The organism is Sphingosinicella microcystinivorans (genome assembly GCF_003634215.1).
In the GTDB taxonomy this organism is placed as follows: domain Bacteria; phylum Pseudomonadota; class Alphaproteobacteria; order Sphingomonadales; family Sphingomonadaceae; genus Sphingosinicella; species Sphingosinicella microcystinivorans.
On the sequence record NZ_RBWX01000007.1, the window covers coordinates 1,860,255 to 1,885,467 of the forward strand.

Sequence of the window (25,213 nt, forward strand, 5' to 3'; positions counted from 1 at the left end):
GCCATCATCTACTCATGCGAGTTTGGAATGAGTGAACGCCGCCACCTGCCGCCGATCGGGGCGCTCGCCAGCTTTGCCGCCGCCGCGCGGCATGGCAGTTTCTCGCGCGCGGGTGAGGAGATCGGCCTCACGCAAAGCGCCGTCAGCCGCCAGATTGCGCTTCTGGAAGACTGGCTGCAGACGCCGCTGTTCGACCGCACGGGTCGCCGCGTCGCGCTGAATGCCGATGGCCGCGCTTATGCCGACGAGATTACCCCCGCGCTCGATCGCATTCGCCGCGCCACCGCCCGTCTCGCCTCGCGGCGGCCGGACAATGCGCTCAGCATCGCGACGCTGCCCAGTTTCGGGATGCGCTGGCTCGCCCCGCGCCTTCCCCGCTTCACCGCGGAACACCCCGACCTCGTCGTCAATTTCGCCGCGCGGTCGGACACGTTCGATTTCGCTGAGGAGGATTTCGACGCCGCGATCCACTTCGGCCTCGCCGATTGGCCCGGCGCCGCCCACGACTTCCTGTTCCGCGAAACATCGATTCCCGTCTGCGCGCCCGCGTGGCTCGCGGCGAACCCTCTCGGCTCTCCCGCCGATCTCATCGGCAAGCCGCTGCTCTTCCAGACCTCCCGCAAGGATGCGTGGGCACGCTGGTTCCGTCTCGCCGGAGTGGCCACGCCCACCGTGTCCGGCCCCACGTTCGAGCATTTCCTGATGCTCGCGCAGGCCGCCGCGGCGGGCGCGGGCGCCGCGCTCATCCCCAGCTTCCTCATCGAGCCGGAGCTTGCGGCAGGAACGCTCATCTCGCCCTTTGATCTGCCGCTCGCCACCGACAACGCCTACTATCTCGTGTCGCCCGAAACTGGCGGCAATGAAGCGCTTGCACGCTTCCGCGACTGGGTGGTGCGCGAGGCCGCGTCATCGTAGCGCTTGGCGTGCCCTGCGCGCTGCACTAATCCCGCCGCATGACTACCTCTGCCCGCCCCCGCGCCATTGCGCTTTGGCTTTATGTCGTTGCCGCGCTTGTCTTCGCGATGGTCGTCGTCGGCGGCATCACGCGGCTTACCGAATCCGGCCTCTCGATGGTCCGCTGGGAACCGATCTCGGGCGTCGTCCCGCCCTTGAATGATGCCGAGTGGCACGCAGAATTCGAAGCCTACAAGGCCTACCCCGAATACCAGAAGGTCAACCGGGGCATGTCGCTGTCCGAATTCAAGGCGATCTTCTTCTGGGAATATCTGCACCGCGTCCTCGGCCGCTTCATCGGCCTCGCCTTCGCTCTGCCGCTCGCATGGTTCTGGGCCCGCCGGGCGATCCCGGAAGGCTACAAGCCGCGCCTTCTCGCGCTCCTCGCGCTCGGAGGCCTGCAGGGCGCGATCGGCTGGTGGATGGTCGCCTCGGGCCTCATAGACCGTCCCGATGTGGCGCACGACCGCCTCGCCGTGCATCTCGGCACTGCGCTCTTCATCCTCGGCGGCCTCGTCTGGACCGCCCGCGACCTGATGGCGCTTCAACGCCGCGAAGGCCGCTCGCGGCTCAAAGGGTTTGCCGTTCTGGCGCTTTCCGTGCTGGCGATCCAGATCGTCCTCGGCGCGTTCGTCGCCGGGCTCAATGCCGGGCATGCCTTCGCCGAATGGCCGCTCATGGGCGGGCACTTCTTTCCCGAAGGCGTGCAGTGGCTGGAGCCGCTTTGGCGCAACGTCGTCGACAATCCCGTCGTCGTGCAGTGGGTGCACCGCTGGTGGGCGTGGCTTGCCGCGGCGCTGCTCGTCCTGCTTTCCGTGCGCACGTCGCGCGAAAGCGGGGGCAGCGCGCCGCGTCTGGTCCTGCTTCTGCTCACGGCGCAGATCATCCTCGGCATCGCCACGCTGCTCACCGGCGTGGCGCTCCACGTGGCGGTCGCGCATCAGGCGGTCGCCGCGCTGCTGGTTTGGGCGGCGGTCTCGTGCGCGCATGGCCTCGGCAGGCCGGGATACCGGATGCACTGAAAGCCACTGATTCCGTTTGCAAATTTGCTTGAACACCATAATACCCCACGCCTAAACGCCTATTTCGCTTGACGCTTTCGGGCCGCTCCATCATATGCCGCGCCGTTCATGCGGGCGGCTTCATGCGGCCCGCCTTTGTTTTGGGATCGAACCATGCACACCAAGTCCACGGTCTCGGCGAAGCCCGCCGAAGTCGAAAAGAAGTGGCTGCTGATCGATGCCGAGGGCCTCGTCGTGGGTCGTCTCGCCTCGATCATCGCCAATCGCCTGCGCGGCAAGCACAAGGCGATCTACACGCCGCACGTCGATTGCGGCGACAATGTCATCGTCATCAACGCCGGCAAGGTCCGCTTCACGGGCAACAAGCTCAAGGACAAGACCTACTACCGCCACACCGGTTATCCGGGCGGCATCAAGGGCATCACCGCCGGCAAGGTTCTCGACGGCCGCTTCCCGGAGCGCGTGCTCGAGAAGGCTGTTGAGCGCATGGTTCCGCGCGGGCCGCTCGGCCGCGCCCAGATGCGCAACCTTCGCGTCTATGCGGGCGCAGAGCATCCGCACGTCGCACAGAATCCGCAGGTCGTCGACGTCGCGTCGATGAACCGCAAGAACAAGGTGGGTGCCTGATCATGGCTGAAGAGAAGTTGGGTCTTGAGGATCTGAAGGACCTCTCCGTCGAAACCGTCGCCGGCACCACGCCCGTCGCCGTTTCCGCCGCGCCGCTGCGCGAGAAGGAAATCGACGCACAGGGCCGCGCCTACGCAACCGGTCGCCGCAAGGATGCCGTCGCCCGCGTCTGGATCAAGCCGGGCACCGGCAAGATCACGGTCAACGGCCGCGATCAGACCGTGTATTTCGCGCGTCCCACGCTGCGTCTCGTCATCAACCAGCCCTTCGACGTGTCGGGCCGGGGCGGCCAGTTCGATGTCATCGCCACCGTTTCGGGCGGCGGTCTCTCGGGCCAGGCCGGTGCAGTCAAGCACGGCATCAGCCAGGCTCTGACCAAGTACGAGCCGGAACTGCGCGGCGTCGTGAAGCAAGCGGGCTTCCTCACCCGCGACAGCCGCACCGTCGAGCGTAAGAAGTACGGCCGCGCGAAGGCACGCCGCAGCTTCCAGTTCTCGAAGCGCTGATCGAAATTTTCATTCACTTCGTGGAAAAGGGCGCCTCCGGGCGCCCTTTTTATTTACGGTGTGCACCGACTCCATTGATTGCAGGTTCATCTTCGGCCTGCCAAAGCACGGCCTATGCATCTCGACCTTCAAACCGACGACATCCCGGCCATCCGACTGACCGAGGTCTGCGTGATCGGTGCAGGCGCCGCGGGCATCGGCATTGCGCGCCGCCTACTTGCACGCGGCCACAGCGTCACGCTCCTTGAAAGCGGCGGCCGCGATTACGAAGCGAAAACCGCCGCTCTCGGCGCCGGTCGCAACCTCGGCGAGCCCTATTACGACCTTGAAGATTCGCGCCTGCGCTTCTTCGGGGGCACCACCGCGATCTGGGGCGGGCGCTGCGCAGAGTTCGATCCCATCGATTTCGAGCGCCGAGACTGGGTGCCGCATTCGGGCTGGCCGATCTCCCGCGAAACGCTGGAGCCTTATTATCGCCAGGCCTGGGCCGAACTCGGCTTTCCTGAAGGCCCGGATGGAGCCCAGGCGATGAAGGCTGCGGGCGTGCCGCTCCCGGACCTTGATTCCGCCCGGCTTTCGCTCGGCACCTGGCAATTCGACGAGCGCTTCAACCGTTTCACCTTCGATGCCTGCGCGGATCTCCGCGCGCATCCGCGCTGCACCATCATCACCCACGCCACCGTCACCCGCATCGCGGCAAGCGAAGGCGGCGCCATCACGCATGTCGAGGCAAAAAGCCTCACCGGCCGCGGCATCCGCATTCACGCCCGCTACTTCGTGCTCGCTGCGGGCGGCCTTGAAAACCCGCGACTGTTGCTTGCGAACCGTCTCGGCAACGATCGCGATCTCGTCGGCCGCTTCTTCATGGAGCATCCGCACGCGCGCGGCGGGCGGGTGGTGGGTGGCGACACATGGGCCCTGCTGAAAGCCTTCGCACGCCCGCACCGCGTCGATGGCCGCAAGGTCGCGGCGCTCATCGCGCCAAGCGCCGCGCGGCAGGCGGAACGCCGCATCCTCAACACCTCGATGATCGTTGCGGGCCGCCAACCGGCGAGCGCGCAACAGTTCATCGGGATGCGCGCCTACTCCGGCCTCAAGCACAAAACCGCGCCAACGCGCGCCGGGCGCGGGCTCTGGATGCTCACCAAGCGCGCAGCTTCGTTCGTGCAGGAGCGCGCGGACCCGCTACGCCCCTGGCTGCTTCACAAGATGGGCGGCCTCGATCTCGCGCTCCTGGTGCGCGCCGAGCAGGCACCGAACCCGGATAGCCGCGTTCAGCTCGACACGGAAACGGACGCGCTCGGCATCCCGCGCATCACGCTCGATTGGCGCCTCACAGAGCTCGACATTGAAAGTGTCGCCGTACTTGCGCAGGACTTCGGGCACGAACTCGAACGCCTCGGCATGGGCCGCGTCGAGGTGGCGGAATGGCTCCTCGGCAGCGGGCGCCGCTGGACGACCGATCCGCTCATCAGTTCGCACCCCATCGGCGGCTATCATCATATCGGCACCACGCGGATGGCAGACAGCCCTGCGGAAGGCGTGTGCGACGCCGAAGGCCGCGTCCACGGCCTCGCAAACCTGTATGTCGCCGGCAGCTCGCTGTTCCCGACGTCCGGCTGGGCGAACCCGACCCTCACCATCATCGCGCTCGCCATGCGCACCGGGGATACGATCGCCCGCCGCATCGGAGAGAGCGCCCAGCCCCCGGTGGCCGATGCGGCCCCGGTCACGCCCGTACCGGTCTGTGCCGGAAATCCGCGGCGCAAGGCGTTCCGCGCAGAGCTCGTCGCCGCAAGCCTGCTCGGCCTGCTGCTCGTCGGCGACCAGACGATGGATGACGATATCGATATGCTGACCTCGCCCGCCGCGATCGAAATGCGACTGCCGGACCCGACACCGGATGGAAAGCCGAAAGCCGTGCAGGCGAGCGAAGACGAAGAGCAAGACCATCCCGACGAACCCGCGCCCTCTCTCGCGCGTTGAACACATGCGGTAACGCCGGGACTTTGCGTTTCGCGTCGCTGCCATTAAGCGTTGGCGCCATGTTTCGCGCTGTTCTCCTGCTGCTTGCCGCCCTCGCGTCGCCCGCCCTCGCGGCAAGCGCCGTTCAGAACCCCAACACGCGCGTCGAGCTGATCGCGGAAAGCGCAGCGCCCGCGCCGGGCAAGACGGTCGCGCTTGCCATCGTCACGACCCCCCGCAAGGGCTGGCATACCTATTGGAAGAATCCCGGCAGCGCGGGCATGGAAACCCAGTCTGCGTGGACGCTGCCGGGGGGCGCAGCCGCTTCCGCCATCCGTTATCCCGTGCCCTCCACGTTCACCGTCTCGGGCATCATGAACTATGTGTTCGAAGGCGAAGCGGCGCTGCTCGTCGATCTCGCGGTGCCGCAGCTTGCGTCCGGCACACCTCTCCCCGTGCAGGTCCGCGTCGACTATCTCGTGTGCGACGACCAACTTTGCGTTCCCGAAAGCGCGGACCTCGCGCTCGACCTTAAAGTTGGCGACGGTGCTGCGGACGCCGCGTCCGCGCCCCGCTTCGAAAAGGCGCGCGCGGCCCTGCCCCGCCCGGTCGACTGGCCCGCGCGCTACGCCCGTGCAGACGGCACGTTCCGCCTTTCCGTCGATACAACCGGCGCTGGAGACATCAGCCGCGCCTACTTCTTCCCGGAAGCCGACGGCGTACTCGATTATGACGCCCCGCAGACAGTGAACCGGGATGGCGACACGCTCGTCATCGAAACCACGGCGGGTGCAAATGCCGATCCCGGCGCGGTCACAGGCGTGCTGCGGCTGGATCGCACTGACGGCAGCCATTTCGGCGCCAGCCTCACCGCAAACGCAGGCGAGGTCGCGGCAGCGGGCGCACCGCTCGCGTCTGCTGGACACGAACAGCATCAGCCCGGCCTGCCGTCTGCGCTCACCGCTTTCGCGCTCGCCATCCTCGGCGGCTTCATCCTCAATGTGATGCCCTGCGTCTTCCCGATCCTCGGACTCAAGGCGCTCAGCCTGGCAAACGGCGGCCATTCCGAAAGCGCCGCGCGGCGCGAAGCGCTTGCCTACACGGCGGGCGTCGTCGGCACGTGCGTCGCGCTGGGCGCCGCGATCCTCGCGCTCCGCGCGGCGGGCGCACAGGTGGGCTGGGCGTTCCAGCTTCAGGATCCGCGCGTCATCTTCCTGCTGCTGCTGCTTGTCACGGCCATCGCGCTCAATCTCGCCGGGCTGTTCGAAATTCGCGCGCCGCAGATCGGCGGCGATGCGCTCGCGTCGCGCGGCGGAACGCAGGGCGCGTTCTGGACCGGTGCACTCGCCGCCGTCGTCGCAACGCCCTGCACCGGCCCGTTTATGGGCCTCGCACTCGGCGCGGCTATTCTGCTGCCTACCGCGCTCGGCCTGCTCGTCTTCGCCGGGCTGGGGCTTGGTCTCGCGCTGCCCTTCATCCTGATCGGCTTCATCCCCGCGCTCCGCAATCGCCTGCCGAAACCGGGGCCGTGGATGGTCACCTTCCGGCGCATCATGGCGCTGCCGATGTTCGCGACCGCCGTTGCACTCGCCTGGGTGCTTGGGCGGCAGGCGGGCGTTTCGGGCATGAGCTTCGGCATCGCCGCCGCCGTGTTTCTCGCCGCAGGCCTCTGGTGGGTCGGCATCCGCCAGCATGGCGGGCGCCCCGCCGCCGTGCCGCTTGCCGCCGCCGCGCTCTCCGTGGCGGCCATCCTGCTCATCACGCCGCGCGCCGAGGCGCCTGTCGCCAATGCTGCGCTCCCCAATCTCGAACCGTTCACCGAGGCCCGCCTCGCCGCGCTGCGCAGCGAAGGGCCTGTGTTCGTCTATTTCACCGCAGACTGGTGCATCACCTGCAAGGTGAACGAAAACGGCGCGCTCTCCGCCCCCGCCGTCACCGCCGCCTTCAGGGAGGCTGGAATCCCGACGCTCGTGGGGGATTGGACCAACGCCGACCCCGCGATCACGCGCTTCCTCGAAAGCCATGGCCGCGCGGGCGTGCCGCTCTATCTCTTCTATCCGCGCGGCAAGGATGCGGAGGTGCTGCCGCAGCTTCTCAGCGAAGCGCTGATGCTGGAACTCGCCCGCCGCGCCTGATTATGGCATCCTCGCCCTTCACCAAAGGGAGACGAGACATGAAAACAGCCATCGCCGCTTTCGCTGCCATCGCCTTCGCGGGCACAGCCGCCGCCGCACCCGAAGTCGGCAAGCCCGCCCCCGCCTTCACGGCTCAAACGGCAGCAGGCAAGACCGTCAGCCTCAAGGATTTCGCCGGGAAAACCGTCGTTCTGGAATGGACGAACAGCGGCTGCCCGTTCGTGAAGAAGCACTATGATTCGGGCAACATGCAGAAATTGCAGGCCGATGCGAAAGCGAAGGGCGTCGTCTGGCTCACCGTCAACAGCAGTGCGCCGGGCAAACAGGGCCATGTCGATGGCGCGCGCGCTGCGAAGGAAATGAAGGACTGGAAATTCCAGCCTACGGCCTATCTGCTCGATCCGGCAGGCAAGATCGGCAAGGCCTATGATGCACGCGCGACGCCCCACATGTACGTGATCGACGGCAAGGGCGTACTCCGCTACGCGGGCGCGATCGACGACAAGCCGACCGCGAACCCCGCCGACATCGAGAGCGCGAAGAACTACGTCACTGCCGCCCTCGGCGATGTCGCTGCGGGCCGCGCCGTCGCCAGCCCTGTCACGCGTGCTTACGGTTGCTCGGTGAAATACCCGGACGCTTAAAACGCCCTTAACCAGCGCGGCCCCACCATACTCTTTGAGAACGTGTGTCTGTCTCGCGGGGTCGTGGGTCGTGATTATCTTTTTCGGGCTGGCCATCGTGCTTGTCTGCGTGTTCGGCAGCTTCCTGATTGCGGGCGGCGAACTCGGCATCATTGCCGGGGCGCTGCCGCAGGAACTGCTGATCATCGCGGGCGCCGCGGCGGGCGCCTTCATCATCGCCAACAGCAGCACGACACTGCGCCGCGCCGCTGATGGCGTGCGCCGCGCGTTCGCGGGCGAGCGTTGGGGGAAAGACGATTACCGCGATCTCCTCTGCCTCCTGTTCCTCCTCATAAAGACACTGCGCACGCGGGGCGTCGTCGCGATCGAAAGTCACATCGAATACCCGGAGGAATCGCGGCTCTTCGCGGCCTTCCCGCGCATCGCGGCGGACCCGGCGCTCGTCTCCTTCATCTGCGACTACGTGCGCATGATGGCGATGAACTTCGAAGACCCGAACCAGATGGCAGACGCGATGGAGGCTGATCTCGATCGCCACGTCGCAGAGGAATATCAGGCGCAGGGCGCGCTCCAGACACTCGCGGACAGCCTGCCCGCGCTCGGCATCGTCGCCGCCGTGCTCGGCGTCATCAAGACCATGGGGTCGGTGGATCAGCCGACCGAAGTCCTCGGCGCCATGATCGGCGGCGCGCTCGTCGGCACCTTCCTCGGCGTGCTGCTCAGCTACACCGTGGTCGGCCCCATCGCATCGCGTCTCGCGCAGGTGATCGATGCGGAGGCGAAGTACCTCACGCTTGTGAAAACCGTCATCGTCGCCCATCTGCAGGGCCAGGCCCCGCAGGTCGCCGTCGAACTCGGCCGCCGCACCACCCCCTCGAACCACGCCCCCAGCTTCGCCGAAATGGAAGCCGCGCTCGACGCCCTGCCGCGCGATCTCGTCTAGCGCTGGAATCCCCTCGGCATATCCGCTAAGCCCCGCGCCATGTCGCAGAAAGTCCGCATCGCCGTGCTTGGAGCGTCGGGGTACACCGGCGCCGATCTCGTTCGCCTCGCACTCACGCATCCCAATATCGAAATCGTCGCGCTCAGCGCCAATGCGAAGGCGGGTCAGGCGATGGCGGACGTGTGGCCGCACTTCGCCCACGTACCGCTCCCCGGCCTCGTCCGCGCTGATGAGATTGATTGGGCGGGCATAGACGCCGTGTTCGGCTGCCTGCCGCACGCCGCCTCCGCCGAGCTGCTCTCGACGCTCATCGGCCCGCGCATCATCGATCTGTCGGCGGATTTCCGGCTGAACGACGCGCAGACCTATGCGGATTGGTACGGCAACGAACATCCCGCGCCGGAGCTTCTGCCCGATGCGATCTACGGCCTCACCGAATTTGCCGCCGATCTTCTGCCCGCCGCGCGCATCGCCGCCTGCCCGGGCTGCTATCCCACGGCGGCGCTGCTCGCGCTGCTCCCGCTCTTCGAAGCCGGCCTCGTCGGCCACGAGCGCATCACGATCAACGCGCTTTCAGGTGTTTCCGGCGCGGGCCGCAGTCTCAAGGAAGCGAACCTCTTCACAGAGGTCGCGGAGGCCGTGCACCCCTACGGCATCGGCCGCCACCGCCACATGCCGGAGATCGAGCAGGAGCTTTCGAAGCGCGCGAACGGCCCCGTCACCATCAGCTTCACGCCGCATCTCGTGCCGATGAACCGCGGCGAGCTTGAAACCATCACGGTCGAGCTGATGCCCGGCAAGACCGTGGCGGACCTGCGGGCAGCGCTCGGCCACCGCTATGCCGCCGCGCCGTTCGTGCATCTGCTCCCCGAAGGCAAGGGCCCGTCGACGCGCATGGTGCGCGGCTCCAACCACTGCGTGATGAACGTGTTCGAGGATCGCATCCCCGGCCGCGCCATCGTGATCGTGGCGATCGACAACCTCGTGAAGGGCTCGTCCGGTCAGGCGATCCAGAACATGAACCTCATGTTCGGTCTTCCCGAAACTGCCGGACTTCTGCAGGCGCCGCTGTTCCCATGATCGTTACCGAACGTCTGAAGCTTCGCCCGTGGCGCGAGTCCGATCGTCTGCCGTTCCGCATGCTCTGCGCCGACAAGCGCGTCATGGAGCATCTCGGCGGCCCCCGCAGCGCGGCGGACGCCGACGCGGCGATGGAGCGCATGATCAAGAGCGAGAAAGAGCGCGGCCACTGCTTCTGGGCGGTGGAGCGCAAGTCGGACTTCTCGTTCATCGGCTTTTGCGGGCTTCTCGTCTGCGAAAAGCCCGGCACGCCCGTTGACGGCGAGATCGAGATCGGCTGGCGTTTCCGGCACGATTGCTGGGGCCAGGGCTTCGCGAAGGAAGCCGCCTACGCAAGCTTCGACTGGGGCTTCGCCAATCTGGATGTCGAGCGCATCATCGCGATTACCATGTCGGAAAACACGCGCAGCTGGGGGCTGATGGACCGCTTGCGGATGCGCCGCAAGCCCGAGCTCGATTTCTACGAAACCTCCGCCACCACGGGCGGCAAGGAAACGCGCATCATCACCTATTCCCGCTCGCGCGCCTGGGATTGATCCCCAAAAGGAAGGACACGAATGCCGGTTTACAGCTTCGAGGGCATCGTGCCCGAGATCGCCGAAGATGTTTTCATCGCTCCCGGCGCGCAGGTGATCGGCAATGTGAAGATCGGCGCGGGCTCCAGCGTTTGGTACAATTGCGTCGTGCGCGGTGATGTCGGCTCCATCACCATCGGCGAAGGCACCAACGTTCAGGACGGCACCGTCATCCACATTTCCGGCGGCACGTTCGACACGACGATCGGCAACCACTGCCTGATCGGCCACACCGCGATCGTCCATGGCTGCACGCTGCACGACCACGCCTTCGTCGGGCTCGGCGCCATCGTGATGGACGGCTGCGTCATCGAAAGCGACGCGATGCTCGCGGCGGGCGCCATGCTCACGCCGGGCAAGCGCATCCCTTCGGGCCAGATGTGGGCGGGCCGCCCCGCCAAGTACGTGCGCGATCTCTCGCCCGAGGAAATCGCCGGAAACCGCGAAGGCCCGAAGCACTACGCACGGCTGGCGAAGGCGCACACCAATCTGCCGGTCGTGAAGCCCTGAGGCGCGGCACCAGGCTTCGGTTCATCGCAAAACCATGAAATCGGGCAAGAAACGCCCGCCCCTTCAGAATCCTGTTAACTATTTTCCTCCTACCATTTCCGCATGGTTGGACGCGCACCTTGGGTGAGCGGGCTCATTACGGGCCTGGCGTATTTCGTGTTTGCGGCGGCGGCGATCCTTGCGACCCGCCTGAGCGGCGGCCTCGCCCTCATGTGGATTGCGAACGCCGTGCTGCTGACAGCGTTTCTGCTGACGCCGCACCGCCTGTGGATCATCCCCGCCGTGGGTACGTTCATCGCGAGCCTCGCCGCGTCGATCACCGTCAGCCCGGTTCCGGAAGCCGCGTTCTTCTTTGCGAGCGCGAACGTCGCGGAAGCCTGGATCGTCGCGGAGATTCTGAGACACAGCAATATCCGCCGCGACCCTTTCGATTCGGCGCGCGCGGTTTTCATCTTCATCGTCAGCGCGGGCATCATCGGCCCGGCGATCAGCGGCTTCATCGGCGCGGCGACGGCATCGGCCGCATTCGGGCGGAGCTTCGTCGGGTCCTGGCTCGATTGGTTCGCCGGCCATGGTCTCGGCACGATCATGGCGACTCCGTTGATCCTCCTCCCGTTCCTGGGGGATTCACTGCTCCGCAAGCAGACCACCGCGGCAAAGGTGCGGGCCGCGGGCCTGTTGCTCCTCGTCACCGTCACAGCGCTCGGCGTGTTCTCGCAGAATGACTATCCGCTGTTGTTCCTGCCCCTGCTGCCGGTCCTCATGGCGACCTTCGTGCTGGGCCGGTCGGGGGCGGCTGCGTCCGTCGCGATCGTCGCGGTGATCGCGGGCGTGCAGACGGCGCTGAACAGCGGCCCCCTCTCGCTGATGCACACGGAAGATGCGGTCAGGTTCCAGTTCCTGCAGTTCTACATCGCGTTCCAGTTCGCGATCGCCCTGCCCGTCGCCGCGATCCTCAGGCAGCGCGATACGCTGACGGAGCATATTCAGGATCACGCCGCCGCGCTTCAACTGCTTCTGGACAACACCAGCGACGTCCTTCTCAACCTCGACATCGAAGGACGCATCCGCCTTGCGTCGGAATCCGTGCGCGAGGTCGCGGGCTACGAGCCCGAAGAGCTGATCGGTAAAAACGCGCTCAGCCTCGTCGACGGCCCGTGGGTGGAAAGGGTGCGCGCCGTCCACCTCGAAGCGCTCGAGGAGCCGAACAAGACCTTCACCGTCGAATACCGCGCCCGGCGCGCGAACGGCGAGCTCGCGTGGTTCGAAACGCGCACGCGCGTCATCCGCCGCGCAGACGGCACGACCGCCGGCGTCGTCAGCGCCATTCGCGAGGTCGGCCACCGGAAATCCATCGAGGAGCGCCTGATGGAAGCGGCGCAGACCGATGCGCTCACCAGCGTGCTGAACCGGCGCGGCTTCCTCCAGAAGCTCAATATCGCGCTCACCGACAAGGTAGGCCCCGTCAAGCCCACCACCATCGCCATGGTGGACATCGATTTCTTCAAGCGCATCAACGATCAGTACGGTCACGCCGCGGGCGACCTCGCGCTCAGCCGCGTTGCGAGCATTCTGAAGGCAGAGGTGCGCGTCGGCGATATCGTGGGCCGCATCGGCGGAGAGGAGTTCGCCATCGCGCTCGTCGAGGCCGATCTCAACGACGCGGCCACCGTGTGCGAGCGGCTTCGCGCCGAAATCGAACAGAACCACATTCCAATCGCGCCGGGAAAGAGCATTCAGCTTACCGCCAGCTTCGGCCTCGCCGCGCTCGTCCCAGGTCCCGCTGGCGCCATCGAGGCCGCGCTCGAAAATGCGGACAGCGCGCTCTATGCCGCCAAGCACAACGGACGAAACTGCCTGCAGATCGCCGCCTGAGCGCACGAACCCCGCAGAGCCGCCGCATTGGGCTGGCCCGGTAACGGCTGACCACGCATTCACCGCAGCCGGCTTGCAATGCCCGCGCCGGTCCTTGAATGATCGGCGGTCCAGACCGTTGAGGAATCCCGCATCATGACCGCCCGCTACACCCGCCGTTTCGCCCTCGCCGGTATCGGCGCGACTGTGCTTGCCACAGGCATGCCCGCCCGCGCCGCGAGCGAAACCCTGCGCCGCCTCGAAGAGATCGAGGCCCGCTCCGGCGGCCGCATCGGCTTTTTCGTCCGCGACACCGGCAGCCGCCGCGCGATCGCGCACCGGGCGGACGAGCGCTTCGCCATGGCCTCCACCTTCAAGGCGCCGCTCGCCGCGGCCGTGCTCGCGGGCGGCGAGGCCGGGGAGTTCCGCCTTGATCGCCGCATCCCCTACACGGCGGGCGACCTCCTTGAATATGCGCCCGTCACCAAGCGCCACGTCAGTGAGGGCGCGATGAGCATAGAGGACCTGTGCGCCGCCATTGTGGAGCTCAGCGACAACACGGCGGCGAACCTGCTGCTGCCCCTTGTCGGCGGCCCCGCCGGATTCACGCGCTGGCTGCGCGGCATCGGCGACACCGAAACGCGCCTCGATCGCACCGAGCCGACGCTCAACGCCAACACCCCCGGCGATCCGCGCGACACCACCACGCCGCGCGCCATGGCCGCCACGCTTGAAAGGCTGCTGGTCTCCGATGCCGTTCTGCCGCAGGCCGCGCGCGACCGCCTCACCGGCTGGATGGTCGCCTCGCCCACGGGGCGGGATCGGCTGCGCGCGGGCCTCCCGGTAGACTGGCGTGTCGGCGACAAGACCGGCACAGGCATGAACGGCGCCGTCAACGTCATCGCGATCCTCTGGCCGCCGAAAGCCTCAGCCCCGCTCATCGCCGCGATCTACATGGATGGGTCGAAAGCCCCCCTCGCCGATCTCAACGCAGCGCACGCCGCGCTCGGCGGCCTCATCGCCGCCTGGCACGCGTCCTAGCCGCGCGGCGCCCGCAGGCACATGCGCGGGCGCAGGCGACGTGGCAGAGGGAACGTTACTTCGCGCCTACCGGAGACCAGCCGAGCCCGTCTCCGTTCACGCCCACGGGAAAGCGCCGCAGCACCTTGCCGCTCGGCCATTCGAGTTCCGCGACCGTCGCCGGGCCGGTCTCCGCGACGTAGAGCCGCTTGCCGTCCGGTCGGAACAGGATCGTCACCTGCATCGCCTCGCCTTTCCCGCTCACCGGGATCGTGCGTTCGTGCTCGCCCGTCGCCACGCTGTAAACGCCAAGCGCACCCGCCTGCAGTTCAGAGGTCACGGCCTGTTTCCCGTCCGGGCTGATCGCGATGCGCAGCGGAAACGGCCCCGTCTCGATGCGCCGCACGAGCGTGTCCGTCGCCGTGTCGTAAACATGCACCTCGTTCGATCCCCGGCTGGAGATCCACACCTCTTTGCCGTCCGGCGTGATCGCGATCCCCTCCGCCTCGCGCCCTGCGGGCAGATGCGCAACCGTGCGCCCGCTCTCCAGATCGATCACGCTCGCGCTGCCGCTTTTCAGGTTCGCCGTATAGGCGCGCGGCCGTGTCGGGTGCACCGCCACCATGTGCGACCCTTCCGCCTCGGTCGGGATCGATTGCAGCACGCGGCCGTCCTTGCCGTCGATCACCACCAGCGTCTTCGAAGCCTCGGCGGTCGCCACCAGCCGGCCATCCGCGAGCCAAAGCAGCCCATGCGGCCGCGAATTCGGCCCGATGTCCCACGTCGCCAGCCGCTCACCGCCCGGCACCGCATAAACATCGATCGCCGCACCCCCATAATTCACCACTGCCGCCCGCGTCCCATCCGGCGAAAGCGCCACCTCATGCGGATTGGCCCCCCTCGCCGAGCGCGCCAGCTCCTTCCCGCTCGCCAGATCGATGAAACTCACCGTATCCTCGCCCTTGTTCCCCACAATGAGCGTCTCGGCCGAAGCCGGAAGCGCCGCAATCAGCAGCGCGGCGGTAAGAATGGTACGCATGAAGCTCTCCCGATGTTTCGGGGCATATTGGCGTCGTTGGGGCAGGAGGTCACCTCCTGTATTACACGCTTTTTCTATTTATTGATTTTTTTGAATCGCTTAACTGACGTTGACTAAGTGCATGATTCTGCTATATTTTTTTAATGGATACGACATATAACCTCAACGGTGGGTATAAGCCGACGCTCAAGCGATTCGCCGATCTGGACGGACCGGACTTTTTCCCAACCCCCGCATGGGCCACTCACGCTCTCATAGACAATGAGGATTTTAGCGGGGACATATGGGAGTGTGCCTGCGGTGACGGCACAATGTCAGAGGTTCTCGAAACCACAGGCAACAAAGTAATCAGCTCCGACCTCTACAATCGAGGGTATGGCGAGGCCGATCACGACTTTCTTGATAGCTGGCGAAAGGCGCCGAACATCATAACCAACCCTCCATACAATGCAGCCGAAGGGTTTGTTCGAGCTGGCTTGGAGCGTGCAGGTAAGAAATTTGCTCTGTTGCTTCGCCTTGCGTTTCTGGAAGGTGCGAACCGTCAGCGCACGATATTTACAGAGGCTCCACCCGCGCGAGTGTGGGTGTTCAGCGAGCGGATCACTTTTTACCCGGCTGGCGCAGTTCAAAAAGGTACGGGCACTACGGCATACGCTTGGTTTGTATGGGACAAGGATGCCAATAGCAGCACTGAACTGAAATGGTTCAAACCGGGTTACAAAGCACTTTATAGCTAAGCCATGCGTGCAAGGTAGTTTCGACCGCTTTCCGTTATCGCCAATCTGCCGGGTGAATAGGAAAGCAACCCATCGCCGATGAAATTTCCATCAACCGATCTGTGACTCACGATGTTTCTTACCTGCTGCTCCCACATCATCTCATTGCGCCGTGTAGTGGATACCTCCATATCTGCGTCTGTAAATTTAATGAATTTCGGTAGATGCGCTTTAATCTCATCGATTGCAGCTTCTCCATGTGGTATGGTCGCCAAATATTGAAGAACCGCAAAAGATATTTCATGTTCTGTTGACCTATTCGACTTGCTCGGCATTTCACTTCCTCCCTATTGTGAAGAAAGCTTCACAGAATCAATCTGGAAGGCAAGAGATAAATTGAAGCGAAGTTCGGTTCAGAGCAAATTTGCATAACATCTAATTTTATCTTCCAGGTAACTTTGAGACCTACGCTGCGATGCTCATCGATGCGTTAGCCCCTACCGATCCGCCCCCTTCGCCTTCCCCCAGCTCCGCGCCGCCGTGTAGCCGAGGTAGCCGGTGCCGAAGAGCATGTAGAGCGGCTCGGGGATCGCTTCGAGGTAGGCGCCCATCCCCTGCCCGATCGCCTTGGCCGTCGCAGGGTCGGCGGCGGCGATGAGGCCCATGGGGATGGACCAGAGCAGCAGCACGTACATCACGTAGAGGAAGCTCGGGCGCGCGCGGCTCGTCCACGGGTCCGCCGCGTTCGCCTCCGCGATGATCGCGGACATGCGCGCCTCGATCAGTTTCAGTTCGTGGCTGTCTTCCAGCTGGATCAGCTCCAGCTTGGCGCGTTCGCGCGCTTCCTTGTCGGGGATGATGCGGTCGAGCAGCTTGGCGACCGGCGCGATGATGCCGTCAACGAGTGACATGAGGGTCCTTTCTGTCCGGGCGGAGGGCTGTCAGGCGTGGAAGTCGCCGATGCGGCCGGCGAGCCAGCCGTAGACGAAGCTTTCGTTCGCGGGCCGCGCTTCGGCGAGTTCGATGTAGCGGGCGCCCTGCAGCGCTTCGAGCGCGCGGAGCAGCACGGTTTCTCCCGCCTTGCCGCGCACGGCGACAAGGGCTTTCAGGGCGGAGAGCGTTGCCGTGTCGATCCGGCGGCTGCCGGGGATGTCCGGCCAGTCGCGTTCGCGGCGGTTGAGCGCATTCAGCGCGCGCTGGAGGAAGCCGGTGGCAACGGCGGGCCCCATGTTGACGCCCGTATCGAAAAGCTCGGCGGCGATGCGCGGGGCGAGCGCGTTCACGCGGTCAAAGCCGGTCTCGTGCCAATAGCGTTTCCGGTAGATGTCCGCCGCCGTATTGCGCGGCAGCTCCCGCATCGCGCCGCCGAAGCCCGCCGCCCGCGCCGTGGCCTGCGTGATGCCGAAATTGGTGGGGCCGCCCCGGTCGTCCGGATGGTCGATATAGCCGCCTTCGCGGCGCAGCAGCATTTCTATGAGATCGTCGATGGATGCCATGTGGGCTCTCCTGCTCTTGGGCAGCAGAACGAACCCATATGGTTCCTATTTGTCAAATCCTATCACGAAACCGGCTCGCGACGGTTAACTTTGTCTACTTCGGGAAAAGCTGGTCGGAGCGACAGGATTCGAACCTGCGACCCCCACACCCCCAGTGTGATGCGCTACCAGGCTGCGCTACGCTCCGACCGTGGCCCGCACTTAAGGGCCTTGGCGGGCAAAGGCAAGCCTTGCCCGCCGGTTTCTGCCTAGCTGCCCTTCAGGCTCGTCAGCAGCTTCTGCGCGGCCGGGCGGCTGTCGAACTTCGGAGACTTCAGCGCCGTTTCCAGCGCCTCCACCGCCTTGCCGCGCTGGCCGTTCATCGTATAGGCGACCGCGAGGTGGAAGCGTACGTCCGGGTCCTCCGGCGAACCCGCCGCCGCTTTCTGCAGCAGGCTCAGCGCCAGCTTCCGGTCGCCCTTGTTGCGGATCAGCAGCCAGCCATACGTGTCCTGCACCGCCGGCACGTTCGGCCCCACCGCATACGCCTGCTTCGCCGTCGCGAGCGCGCGCTTGTCGCCCGACATGGCGTAAGCCCAGGCAAGGTTGTTGAGCACGGTCACGCTCTGATCGGCATTGGGCAGTTTGCGCAGCGCCTCGTAGTTGGCGATGGCCGCCTTGTACTGCCGCTGCTGCATCTGCAGTTCGGCGATCGCAGCCAGCGCGATGGCATCGCGCGGGTTGGCCTTCTGATAGGCCTGCATCATGGTCACGGCCTGAGCAGGCTTGCCGGTCTGCACATAGGCCTGAGACAGCGCGCGCGCCGCCGCGAGGTTGAACTTCGTTTTCCGCGCCGCCTCCAGATACGGGATCGCCGCCGCGGCCTGGTTCCGCCCGAGGTAAGCACGGCCGAGCGCGAGGTCGGCGTAGTTCTCCTTGGGCGCCTGCTTGCGAAGACGCTCTGCCCACTGCTTCGCAGCGTTCCAGTCGTTCTGCCGCGCTTCGAGGAAGACGAGCTCGGAGTAGACCGGCGTCGGGTCGACGCGCGGCATGGTCAGGATACGCTGATAGGTTGCGCGCGCTGCCGCCACCTTCTTGTTCGCTTCCTGCGCGCGGGCCAGCATCACCCGCGGCTGCGGACTGTCGGGCTGCGCCGTCACGAGCCGGTTCAGAACCGATTCGACCTGGTTCTTCTGGCCCGCCGCCTCATACACGCGCGCCGCTGCCAGCAGAGCCTGCGGCTGTTCGGGGAAGTCGCGCAGGATGGACGCGACCTCGTCGAGCGCACGCTTGTTCTGGTTCGTATCGAGGTAAGCGTCGGCAAGCTGGATGCGCGGGCCAAGCTGCTTGGCATCGATCGCAGCCGCCTGACGCAACCATTCGACACGCGCCGTCGCATCGCCGCGCCGCGCCGCCGTCACGGCGAGCAGCGTCAGCGCACGGCCATCGCGCTTGTTGTATTCGAGCAGCTGCTTCAGCTCGCGCTCGCCCTCGGGAATGCGGTTCGTCGCGATCAGCACCTGCGCGAGGTTGCGCCGAGCCTCGGTGTAGTCGGACTTTTTCTCCAGCGCCGTGCGGAAGCTGGCTTCGGCCTTCTTGGTCTGTCCAAGGCCAAGCTCCGCGCCGCCGCGGATGTTGTAGCCAACCGGCAGGTTCGGATAGAGCGTGATGATCCGGTTGCTGGTCACGAGCGCCTTGTCGAACTCGCGGTCGCGAATCTGGATCAGCGTCAGCACCATCAGCGCCTGGAGCGACTTGCTGTCGTCCTTCAGGACGTCCATCAGCCCTTCTTCGGCGGACTCGGCATTGCCCTGCAGAAGCTGCGTCATGGCCAGCTGGGTTTTCAGCTCGCCCGCTTTCGGTGCTTCAGTGACAGCCTTTTGCAGGTACTGCTGCGCTTCGGCCATCTTGCCTTCGCGCGCGAAAGCCGCGCCGTAAAGCGCGTAGGTCCGGCCATCGGCACTCCCCGAATCAACGATCGGCTTCAGCGTCTCGATCGCGCCGCGGGTATCGTTGGCCTTGAGCTGCGAGGCTGCATAAAGCTTGCGGGCAAGCACGCTCTGCGGCGACGCACCGACGACCTTGCCGAAGTAATCGGTGGCCTGCGCCACGTCGTTCGCCTGATAGGCGAGCATACCCTGCAGCATCAGTGCCGGCACATAGTTCGAAAGCAGGCTCTTGGTGCGCGTCATCAACTGGCGCGCCTTCTCGTACTGGCCGGCGCGGGTCTCCAGGACGGCCTCCAGATAGAGTGCGAGCGGGTGATCCGGCACCAGTCCGTTGATGCGCTTGAGATCAGCGCGTGCCTGATCTTCGCGCTTGAGGTCGCCAAGCGTGGCAGCGCGCTCTAGCAGCGCCTCGATGTTGTTGGGATCAACCTCAAGAGCGCGATTGAAATAGGTGAGCGATGGTTCAAGGCCCTGCGAACGGCGCACGAGATCGCCTTTCAGCATCAGGCCCTTTACGTTCGTAGGTTTCACGGCAAGCACCTGATCGGCAAGCGCGGAAGCCTCCTTCAGCTTGCCGTCGGACGCATAGAAGCGCGCCGTATCGACCAGCGTTTCCGTATCTTTCGGCGCGATCCGGAGGGCCCGCTCGAACTCGGCGCGGGCTTCCGGAAGATTGCGTTGCTGCGTCAGGATCTGACCGCGCAGCCGCGCCGCGTAGGCTGCGAACTGGGGCTCGATCGTCCGGGCATCGAGCAGATCCATCGCCTCGCCGAACTTGCGCTGCAACACCAGCGCGTGCGCACGGAGGTGGCGAACCTTGGCCGACGGGATGCCCGCCTGCATGGCGCGCTCCAGCTCCGTCTGCGCTTGAATGCCGGAACCAAATTCCAGCGCGACGCGCGCTTGAAGCAGCCGTGCGAGCCCGTTGTTGGGGTTCGCCTTAAGCGCCTTCATGAGCTGGATGCGCGCGCCCCGGTAATCGCCGGCCTGAAAGAGACGGAACCCCTGGACATAGGCATCATTCGATTCGCTGCGCGCGTCGGCGTGGGCGGGAGAGACCGCAACGCCGATGGGCGCTGCAAGCGCAAGGGTCGCAGCCGCAAGCTTTAAGAAGGTCTTGTTCAACATCTTTTTATCCTCAGTAGGACGGTTCAACTTGCCGTGGCCGCTTGCGACCTTTTTGTGTGATCCACAGCATTATGACCGTCAGGTCTCAATATTATATTGCTTTAGAAGATCATACAGTGTCGGCCGGCTTACACCGAGCAGCTTGGCCGCGTTCGACACATTGGACTCGGTACGCGCCAGCGCCATGCGAATGGCGTTTCGGTCCGCCCGCTCGCGCGCGGACCGAAGATTCAGGAAATCATCATCCTCGACTTCAGCGAGGTCCAGATCGGCAGCCGAAAGCCGGCTTGCGTCCGCCATGATGACGGCCCGTTTCATGCGATTTTCCAGCTCGCGCACATTCCCCGGCCATTTCCACGCTTCGATCGCAGCCAGCGCATCGGCATTGAAGCCCTTCACCGGACGCTTCATGTCGCGGGCATACTTGCGCAAGAAATGGTGGGAAAGCAGCACGGCGTCGCCCTGTCGCTCGGCAAGCGGGGGAATTTTGATGACGACCTCGGCCAGCCGGTACCAGAGGTCTTCGCGGAAGGCGCCCTCGGCAATCATCGCTTCGAGGTTCTGGTGCGTCGCGCAGACAATGCGGACATCGACGGGGATCGTCTTGCGGCCGCCGATGCGCTCGATCACGCGTTCCTGCAGGAAACGGAGCAGTTTCACCTGCAGCGGAAGCGGAATGTCGCCCACCTCGTCGAGGAACAGCGTGCCGCCCTCGGCAAGTTCGATTTTACCCTCGGTGGTCTTCACTGCGCCCGTAAACGCCCCCTTCTCGTAGCCGAACAGCTCGGCTTCCAGGAGGTTTTCGGGAATAGCGGCGCAGTTGATCGCAACGAACGGCGCGCCCTTGCGTCCAGAGCTGTCATGCAGCCCGCGCGCCAGCACTTCCTTGCCGGTGCCGCTCGCGCCGAGCAGCATGACCGAAACGTCGGTGTTGGCGACACGCTCGATCATGCGGCAGACACGCAGCATACTGTCTGAGCTGGTGATGAGGCCGCCGAGCGCCTCGTGACCGTCGCGTTCGGCGAGCTGACGGTTTTCCGTCTCGATCTCGTGGAGGTGGAACGCCCGCTGCACGATCAGACCGAGCTGATCGATGTCCACTGGCTTCTGATAGAAATCATAGGCGCCGAGCGCGATCGCTCGCAGGGCGCTTTCGCGCGCGCCGTGACCGGAGGCGACGATGACCTTGGTATCGGGCTTCAGGGCCAGGATTTCCTGAAGCGTCGCGAAACCTTCGCTGGTTCCGTCGGGGTCCGGTGGCAAGCCCAGGTCAAGCGTAACCACCGCCGGCTCGTGAGCGCGCAGAAGTTCGATGGCGGTGCGGCGATCGCCCGCACAGATCACCTCATAGTCCTCGTAAGACCACTTGAGCTGCCGCTGCAGCCCTTCGTCGTCTTCGACAACCAGCAGTTTCGGTGCCGTTTTGTTCGCCATTCAGCCTTCCTGCATGTTCGCCGGCCGCGCCTCAGCAGCCGGCAGCTCGATCGTAAAGCAGCTCCCTACACCCGGTTCGCTCTCGACCAGGAGTTTGCCGCCCATGTCCCGTGTCATTTCCCGCGCCTCGAACGCGCCTATACCAAACCCCCCGGATTTGGTCGACTTGAAGGGGGTGAAAAGCTCTTCACGAATGAAGTCGGCGCTCATGCCCCGGCCCCGGTCGCGCACACTCACGCGCACGATGTCACCCGGTTCGACCGCTATCGTCACCGGCGTTCCCGGTTCACTTGCATCGACTGCGTTCTGCACAAGATGGGTCAGCACCTGCTCGAAACGCTCTGCGGTACCGTTCACCACGACATCCTGCGCGCAGCGATCGACTGTCACGCCGGGCCAAGAACGCCGGGCCGTATTCGCGACCGCTTCCACAGCCGAGCAAACATCGAATGTGCCCCCGGAAGGTGCCGCCTGCACGCTTTGCTGCGAAAGCCGCGCCAGCAGGTCGTTCATCTTGGCGACCGAGCCTTGCAGCGTCGCAATCATATCCGCCCGGAACTCGGGGTTCTCCGCGTGGCGCTCTGCATTGCGCGCGACGAGGCTCAACTGACTCACGAGATTCTTGAGATCGTGCATGATGAAGGCGAAACGGCGATTGAACTCGTCGAACTTGCGTGATTCCGCGATCTTCGCGAGGGCCGCGGCCTCGGCGACGTAGCTCGCCGCCTGCCGTCCCACGGTGCGGAGAATGTCGAAATCCTCCCAGTTGAGCTCGCGCTGGGTAAGTGGCCGCTCGATGAGTATGAAGCCGATCGCCTCGTCGATATGAATGAGCGGCACGATCAGCCACGCCTGCGGATCTTCGACCAGCCATTGCGGCAGCTTCAGCGCCGTACTTTCGCGTCCGTCCCGGTGTTCCTCGATGTCGAGTACACGACCGCTCGCTTCAAAATGCGCCTTGAGACGGGCGGCACCTTCGATCCGTCCCGGCTGCAGGGTCCGATAGTTCCAGCGGGCAAGGTGCACGAAGCTGTCATCCTCCGCCCCGATGAACAGCGCGCCGCCCGGCGAATCCACGGGCTCGCAGGCTGCCTGAACGACGCGCATGTGAAGCTCGCCAAGTCCCGGCCCCGAGCTGGAGACGGTGTTCACGAACCGCAGCCATTCCTGCCGGTAGTCGTACTTGTAGGCGAAGAAATGCTTGTTGATCTGGACGCGCAGCCAAGCCCGCGCACGGCCTGAGAACAAGATGACCGCTGCGAGCACCGCCGCCGCGAAGATGAAGCTGATCTGGAGCAGCCGCCCCCAATCCCCGCCCACCAGTCGCAGGCCGTAGCCTGCGAGCGACATGAGCACCAGATAGAAGCCGATCGCGCCGAGCGACAGCGTATGGAACGCCGCCTGCCGCGAAACCTGCAGTTTCAGCCCGCGGTTGCGTGCTGCAGACAGGTAGATGAGCGGCACCACGAACGCATTCACGAGGCCGCGGACCTCCACGAGGTCCGGCCCCATCGCCGGGTCGAGAAGGAACAGCGTGTAAAGATTGAGGTCGTAAGCGAAGATTCCGGCAAGCGCGATGCAGAGTAGACGGATGCTCCAGCGGTTCGCGGGCGCGGAGTTCACGTAGACATTGTGGGTCAGCACCAACCCGCCGATAGCGACGGCAAGCCGCCCCATCGTATAGAAATACTGCAGCCACCCCGGCACGGCGGCGCCCTGCACAAGGCTCCAGACGTCACCTGCCAGTTGCAGCGCCACGACCGCGGCAAGTGCGACAAGTACGCTGCGGGAGGGGTTGTGCGCCGTATCCTGCCAATTGCTGATAACGAGAACCGCTGCAAAACCGGCCCATGCCGCCGAACGTAACGTTTCAGCGATTGAGACAAGCACCGAATAGCCTGGGTCGAAGACCGGAACGAGGACGACGAGGACCGCCCACACTGCCATCGCCAGTGACGCGCCAACCAGCCACAGGTCCGCGCGCGACTGCAGCCGGCGATAAATCAGCAGCCCGGCGAGCAGCAGATAGCCGATCGCCGCCACACTGTGGCTGAAGGCGCTGACATCGCTGTAGGGGGGCACGGCTCTAGCGTACCCCGTCCTGCCAGACGACGACACGAACGGTCTGGATCAGGATGAGCAGGTCGAGAAACAGGCTGTAGTTCTTGATGTAATACAGATCGTATTCGAGCTTGTGGCGCGCATCCATCACACTTGCGCCGTAGGGGTAGTTCAGCTGCGCCCATCCGGTGATGCCCGGTTTCACGATATGGCGTTCCCGGTAGTATGGGATTTCCGCGGCCAGTTCCTCCACGAACACCGGCCTTTCCGGGCGCGGCCCCACGAAGCTCATGTCGCCGGTAAGCACATTGTAAATCTGCGGAATTTCGTCGATTCGGCTCGCTCGCAGGATACGGCCAACCGGCGTCACACGCGGATCGCCGGATTTTGCCCACTGCGCTTTCCCGTCCTTCTCGGCGTCCGCCACCATCGAACGGAACTTCACGACGTTGAAGGTTTTGCCGAACTGCCCCACCCGCTCCTGCCGGTAAAAGATGTCGCCCCGGCTGGTCAGCTTCACCGCGAGCGCCGCTACGATGAGGATGGGAGAGGCCAGCACGAGCAAGGCCAGGCTTGCCGTGATGTCAAACAGCCGCTTCAGCATGATGGAAAGCGGCTCAGCGCCCAGAAAGCCGTCCGAGTAGATCAGCCATGAGGGCGAGATCGAGCGCAGGTCGACGCGTCCCGTTTGCCGTTCGAGGAAACTGCTGATCTCCGAGACCGGAAAACCTGCCAGCTTCACCTCCAGCAGCTTTTCGCTCGGCGCCGCACCGCGCCGTTCATCGAGCGCCAGCACGACCTCATCGATGCGAAGCTGCTCACACAGATCGACAAGCGAAGGCACCGAATCGATGGGCATGGCGTTGTCGATTGCATTCCCGTTGTCGGTAAGGCGCACCACGCCCGCGGCGGTAAAATTCGAATCGGGCGCTTCGGCGGCGCGTGCAAGCCGTGCGCCGCGCTGGCCGGCACCGATGATCAGAACCCGAAAACGGAAGCTCTTCCACTTCACGATCCGCGACATGATGACCCGCCACGCGAAGATCACGACGAACGTGAGCGCGATGGCATAGAGGACGACCGAACGCCAAAGATCGACATCCGGGAAGAAGAACAGGATCACCGAAATGGCCGTGATGCTTACCAACATGGCCACGGCAAGCCGGCTCATCGCCATGCGCAGAGACCGGAAACAGTCCATCTGATAAGCGCCGATGCCGAGCATCACGAGGTACACGGTGAGCGCATACAGCGCGAATTGCGGCGCGCGCTCCACGATGCCGCCCGGGTCCATGTCGATCTGCTGCGTGCGGAAAAGCCACGCAGCCTGCGCCGAAAGATAGATCAGCACGATCTCGACAAGGCCGAGGATGAGCAACGGACGCGGAAGATAATGGTTAAAAAGTCGGATCAAACGCCGCCACCCCTGCTCATAGGCTTCAACTATCCCCCTGCTTTGCCGACAGTTTACAATAGCTTGCTAGGCATACGCCAGCGACGGATTTATGGCGCCGATGCGCCGGACCGAGTTCGGCACCGCTTGTGGATGCCTTAACCCGAACCTAAGGGCTGTGCA

Annotated in this window: 22 protein-coding genes and 1 tRNA gene; 14 read left to right on the top strand and 9 right to left on the bottom strand. The window is 64.8% G+C overall.

Annotation, left to right across the window (positions count from 1 at the left end; genetic code table 11):
- Window positions 1–27: 27 nt before the first annotated feature.
- The 13 genes from gcvA to bla all read left to right on the top strand — a co-directional run bounded on the left by gcvA (window position 28) and on the right by bla (window position 13,856).
- Window positions 28–915, top strand: coding sequence for a transcriptional regulator GcvA (gene gcvA / locus DFR51_RS08865; RefSeq protein ID WP_121049406.1), 888 nt, complete (start codon window positions 28–30; stop codon window positions 913–915).
- 38 nt (window positions 916–953) lie between these two features.
- Window positions 954–1,976, top strand: coding sequence for a COX15/CtaA family protein (locus DFR51_RS08870; protein ID WP_121049408.1), 1,023 nt, complete (start codon window positions 954–956; stop codon window positions 1,974–1,976).
- A 153-nt stretch (window positions 1,977–2,129) separates the two neighbouring features.
- Window positions 2,130–2,603: a 50S ribosomal protein L13 gene (gene rplM, locus DFR51_RS08875; RefSeq protein ID WP_121049411.1), complete on the top strand. Its 474-nt coding sequence runs from the start codon at window positions 2,130–2,132 to the stop codon at window positions 2,601–2,603.
- A 2-nt stretch (window positions 2,604–2,605) separates the two neighbouring features.
- Window positions 2,606–3,109: a 30S ribosomal protein S9 gene (gene rpsI / locus DFR51_RS08880; protein WP_121049414.1), complete on the top strand. Its 504-nt coding sequence runs from the start codon at window positions 2,606–2,608 to the stop codon at window positions 3,107–3,109.
- 114 nt (window positions 3,110–3,223) lie between these two features.
- The gene (locus tag DFR51_RS08885) at window positions 3,224–5,095 is read left to right on the top strand and encodes an FAD-dependent oxidoreductase (RefSeq protein WP_121049417.1); all 1,872 of its coding nucleotides are present in this window, start codon (window positions 3,224–3,226) and stop codon (window positions 5,093–5,095) included.
- A gap of 59 nt (window positions 5,096–5,154) precedes the next feature.
- Window positions 5,155–7,209, top strand: a complete 2,055-nt coding sequence (locus DFR51_RS08890; protein ID WP_121049420.1) for a protein-disulfide reductase DsbD family protein — start codon at window positions 5,155–5,157, stop codon at window positions 7,207–7,209.
- A 38-nt stretch (window positions 7,210–7,247) separates the two neighbouring features.
- A complete protein-coding gene (locus DFR51_RS08895; RefSeq protein WP_121049423.1) occupies window positions 7,248–7,853 on the top strand; it encodes a thioredoxin family protein in 606 nt (201 codons plus the stop codon).
- A 70-nt stretch (window positions 7,854–7,923) separates the two neighbouring features.
- Window positions 7,924–8,796 carry a flagellar motor stator protein MotA gene (gene motA / locus DFR51_RS08900; RefSeq protein WP_121049426.1) on the top strand — a complete coding sequence of 291 codons (873 nt, stop codon included), beginning with the start codon at window positions 7,924–7,926 and terminating at the stop codon, window positions 8,794–8,796.
- Between the two features lie 39 nt (window positions 8,797–8,835).
- Window positions 8,836–9,876: an N-acetyl-gamma-glutamyl-phosphate reductase gene (gene argC, locus DFR51_RS08905; protein WP_121049429.1), complete on the top strand. Its 1,041-nt coding sequence runs from the start codon at window positions 8,836–8,838 to the stop codon at window positions 9,874–9,876.
- A complete protein-coding gene (locus DFR51_RS08910; protein WP_121049431.1) occupies window positions 9,873–10,412 on the top strand; it encodes a GNAT family N-acetyltransferase in 540 nt (179 codons plus the stop codon). The genes argC and DFR51_RS08910 overlap by 4 nt, the downstream gene beginning before the upstream one ends.
- Before the next feature lie 21 nt (window positions 10,413–10,433).
- A complete protein-coding gene (locus DFR51_RS08915; RefSeq protein ID WP_121049433.1) occupies window positions 10,434–10,961 on the top strand; it encodes a gamma carbonic anhydrase family protein in 528 nt (175 codons plus the stop codon).
- A gap of 123 nt (window positions 10,962–11,084) precedes the next feature.
- Entirely contained in the window at window positions 11,085–12,836 is a 1,752-nt protein-coding gene (locus DFR51_RS08920; protein ID WP_160119228.1) for a sensor domain-containing diguanylate cyclase, read from the top strand.
- Window positions 12,837–12,971: 135 nt separating this feature from the next.
- Complete coding sequence (bla, locus tag DFR51_RS08925; RefSeq protein WP_121049438.1) at window positions 12,972–13,856, top strand: class A beta-lactamase; 885 nt, start codon at window positions 12,972–12,974, stop codon at window positions 13,854–13,856.
- 55 nt (window positions 13,857–13,911) lie between these two features.
- Here bla and DFR51_RS08930 read toward each other — a convergent pair whose 3' ends face one another.
- A complete protein-coding gene (locus DFR51_RS08930; protein ID WP_121049441.1) occupies window positions 13,912–14,874 on the bottom strand; it encodes a YVTN family beta-propeller repeat protein in 963 nt (320 codons plus the stop codon).
- Window positions 14,875–15,017: 143 nt separating this feature from the next.
- Between DFR51_RS08930 and DFR51_RS08935 the strand changes: the two genes are divergently transcribed.
- The gene (locus DFR51_RS08935; RefSeq protein WP_121049444.1) at window positions 15,018–15,611 is read left to right on the top strand and encodes a hypothetical protein; all 594 of its coding nucleotides are present in this window, start codon (window positions 15,018–15,020) and stop codon (window positions 15,609–15,611) included.
- Here DFR51_RS08935 and DFR51_RS18785 read toward each other — a convergent pair.
- From DFR51_RS18785 to DFR51_RS08970, 8 genes are all read right to left on the bottom strand, one after another.
- Window positions 15,608–15,925 carry a hypothetical protein gene (locus tag DFR51_RS18785; protein ID WP_126494844.1) on the bottom strand — a complete coding sequence of 106 codons (318 nt, stop codon included), beginning with the start codon at window positions 15,923–15,925 and terminating at the stop codon, window positions 15,608–15,610. The genes DFR51_RS08935 and DFR51_RS18785 overlap by 4 nt on opposite strands.
- Before the next feature lie 162 nt (window positions 15,926–16,087).
- Window positions 16,088–16,501 (bottom strand): holin family protein, encoded by a 414-nt coding sequence (locus DFR51_RS08940; RefSeq protein ID WP_121049447.1) that lies wholly within the window; start codon window positions 16,499–16,501, stop codon window positions 16,088–16,090.
- A 30-nt stretch (window positions 16,502–16,531) separates the two neighbouring features.
- On the bottom strand, window positions 16,532–17,086 hold the full coding sequence (locus DFR51_RS08945; RefSeq protein WP_121049450.1) for a glycoside hydrolase family 108 protein: 555 nt from the start codon (window positions 17,084–17,086) through the stop codon (window positions 16,532–16,534).
- A 110-nt stretch (window positions 17,087–17,196) separates the two neighbouring features.
- Window positions 17,197–17,273, bottom strand: a tRNA-Pro gene (locus DFR51_RS08950).
- A gap of 61 nt (window positions 17,274–17,334) precedes the next feature.
- Window positions 17,335–20,142, bottom strand: coding sequence for an XrtA/PEP-CTERM system TPR-repeat protein PrsT (prsT, locus tag DFR51_RS08955; RefSeq protein WP_121049453.1), 2,808 nt, complete (start codon window positions 20,140–20,142; stop codon window positions 17,335–17,337).
- Between the two features lie 78 nt (window positions 20,143–20,220).
- Window positions 20,221–21,576 (bottom strand): PEP-CTERM-box response regulator transcription factor, encoded by a 1,356-nt coding sequence (prsR, locus tag DFR51_RS08960; protein ID WP_121049456.1) that lies wholly within the window; start codon window positions 21,574–21,576, stop codon window positions 20,221–20,223.
- Window positions 21,577–23,658 (bottom strand): XrtA/PEP-CTERM system histidine kinase PrsK, encoded by a 2,082-nt coding sequence (prsK, locus tag DFR51_RS08965; RefSeq protein WP_160119229.1) that lies wholly within the window; start codon window positions 23,656–23,658, stop codon window positions 21,577–21,579. It abuts the gene before it with no gap.
- A gap of 4 nt (window positions 23,659–23,662) precedes the next feature.
- Window positions 23,663–25,051: a TIGR03013 family XrtA/PEP-CTERM system glycosyltransferase gene (locus DFR51_RS08970; RefSeq protein WP_121049463.1), complete on the bottom strand. Its 1,389-nt coding sequence runs from the start codon at window positions 25,049–25,051 to the stop codon at window positions 23,663–23,665.
- Window positions 25,052–25,213: the final 162 nt, after the last annotated feature.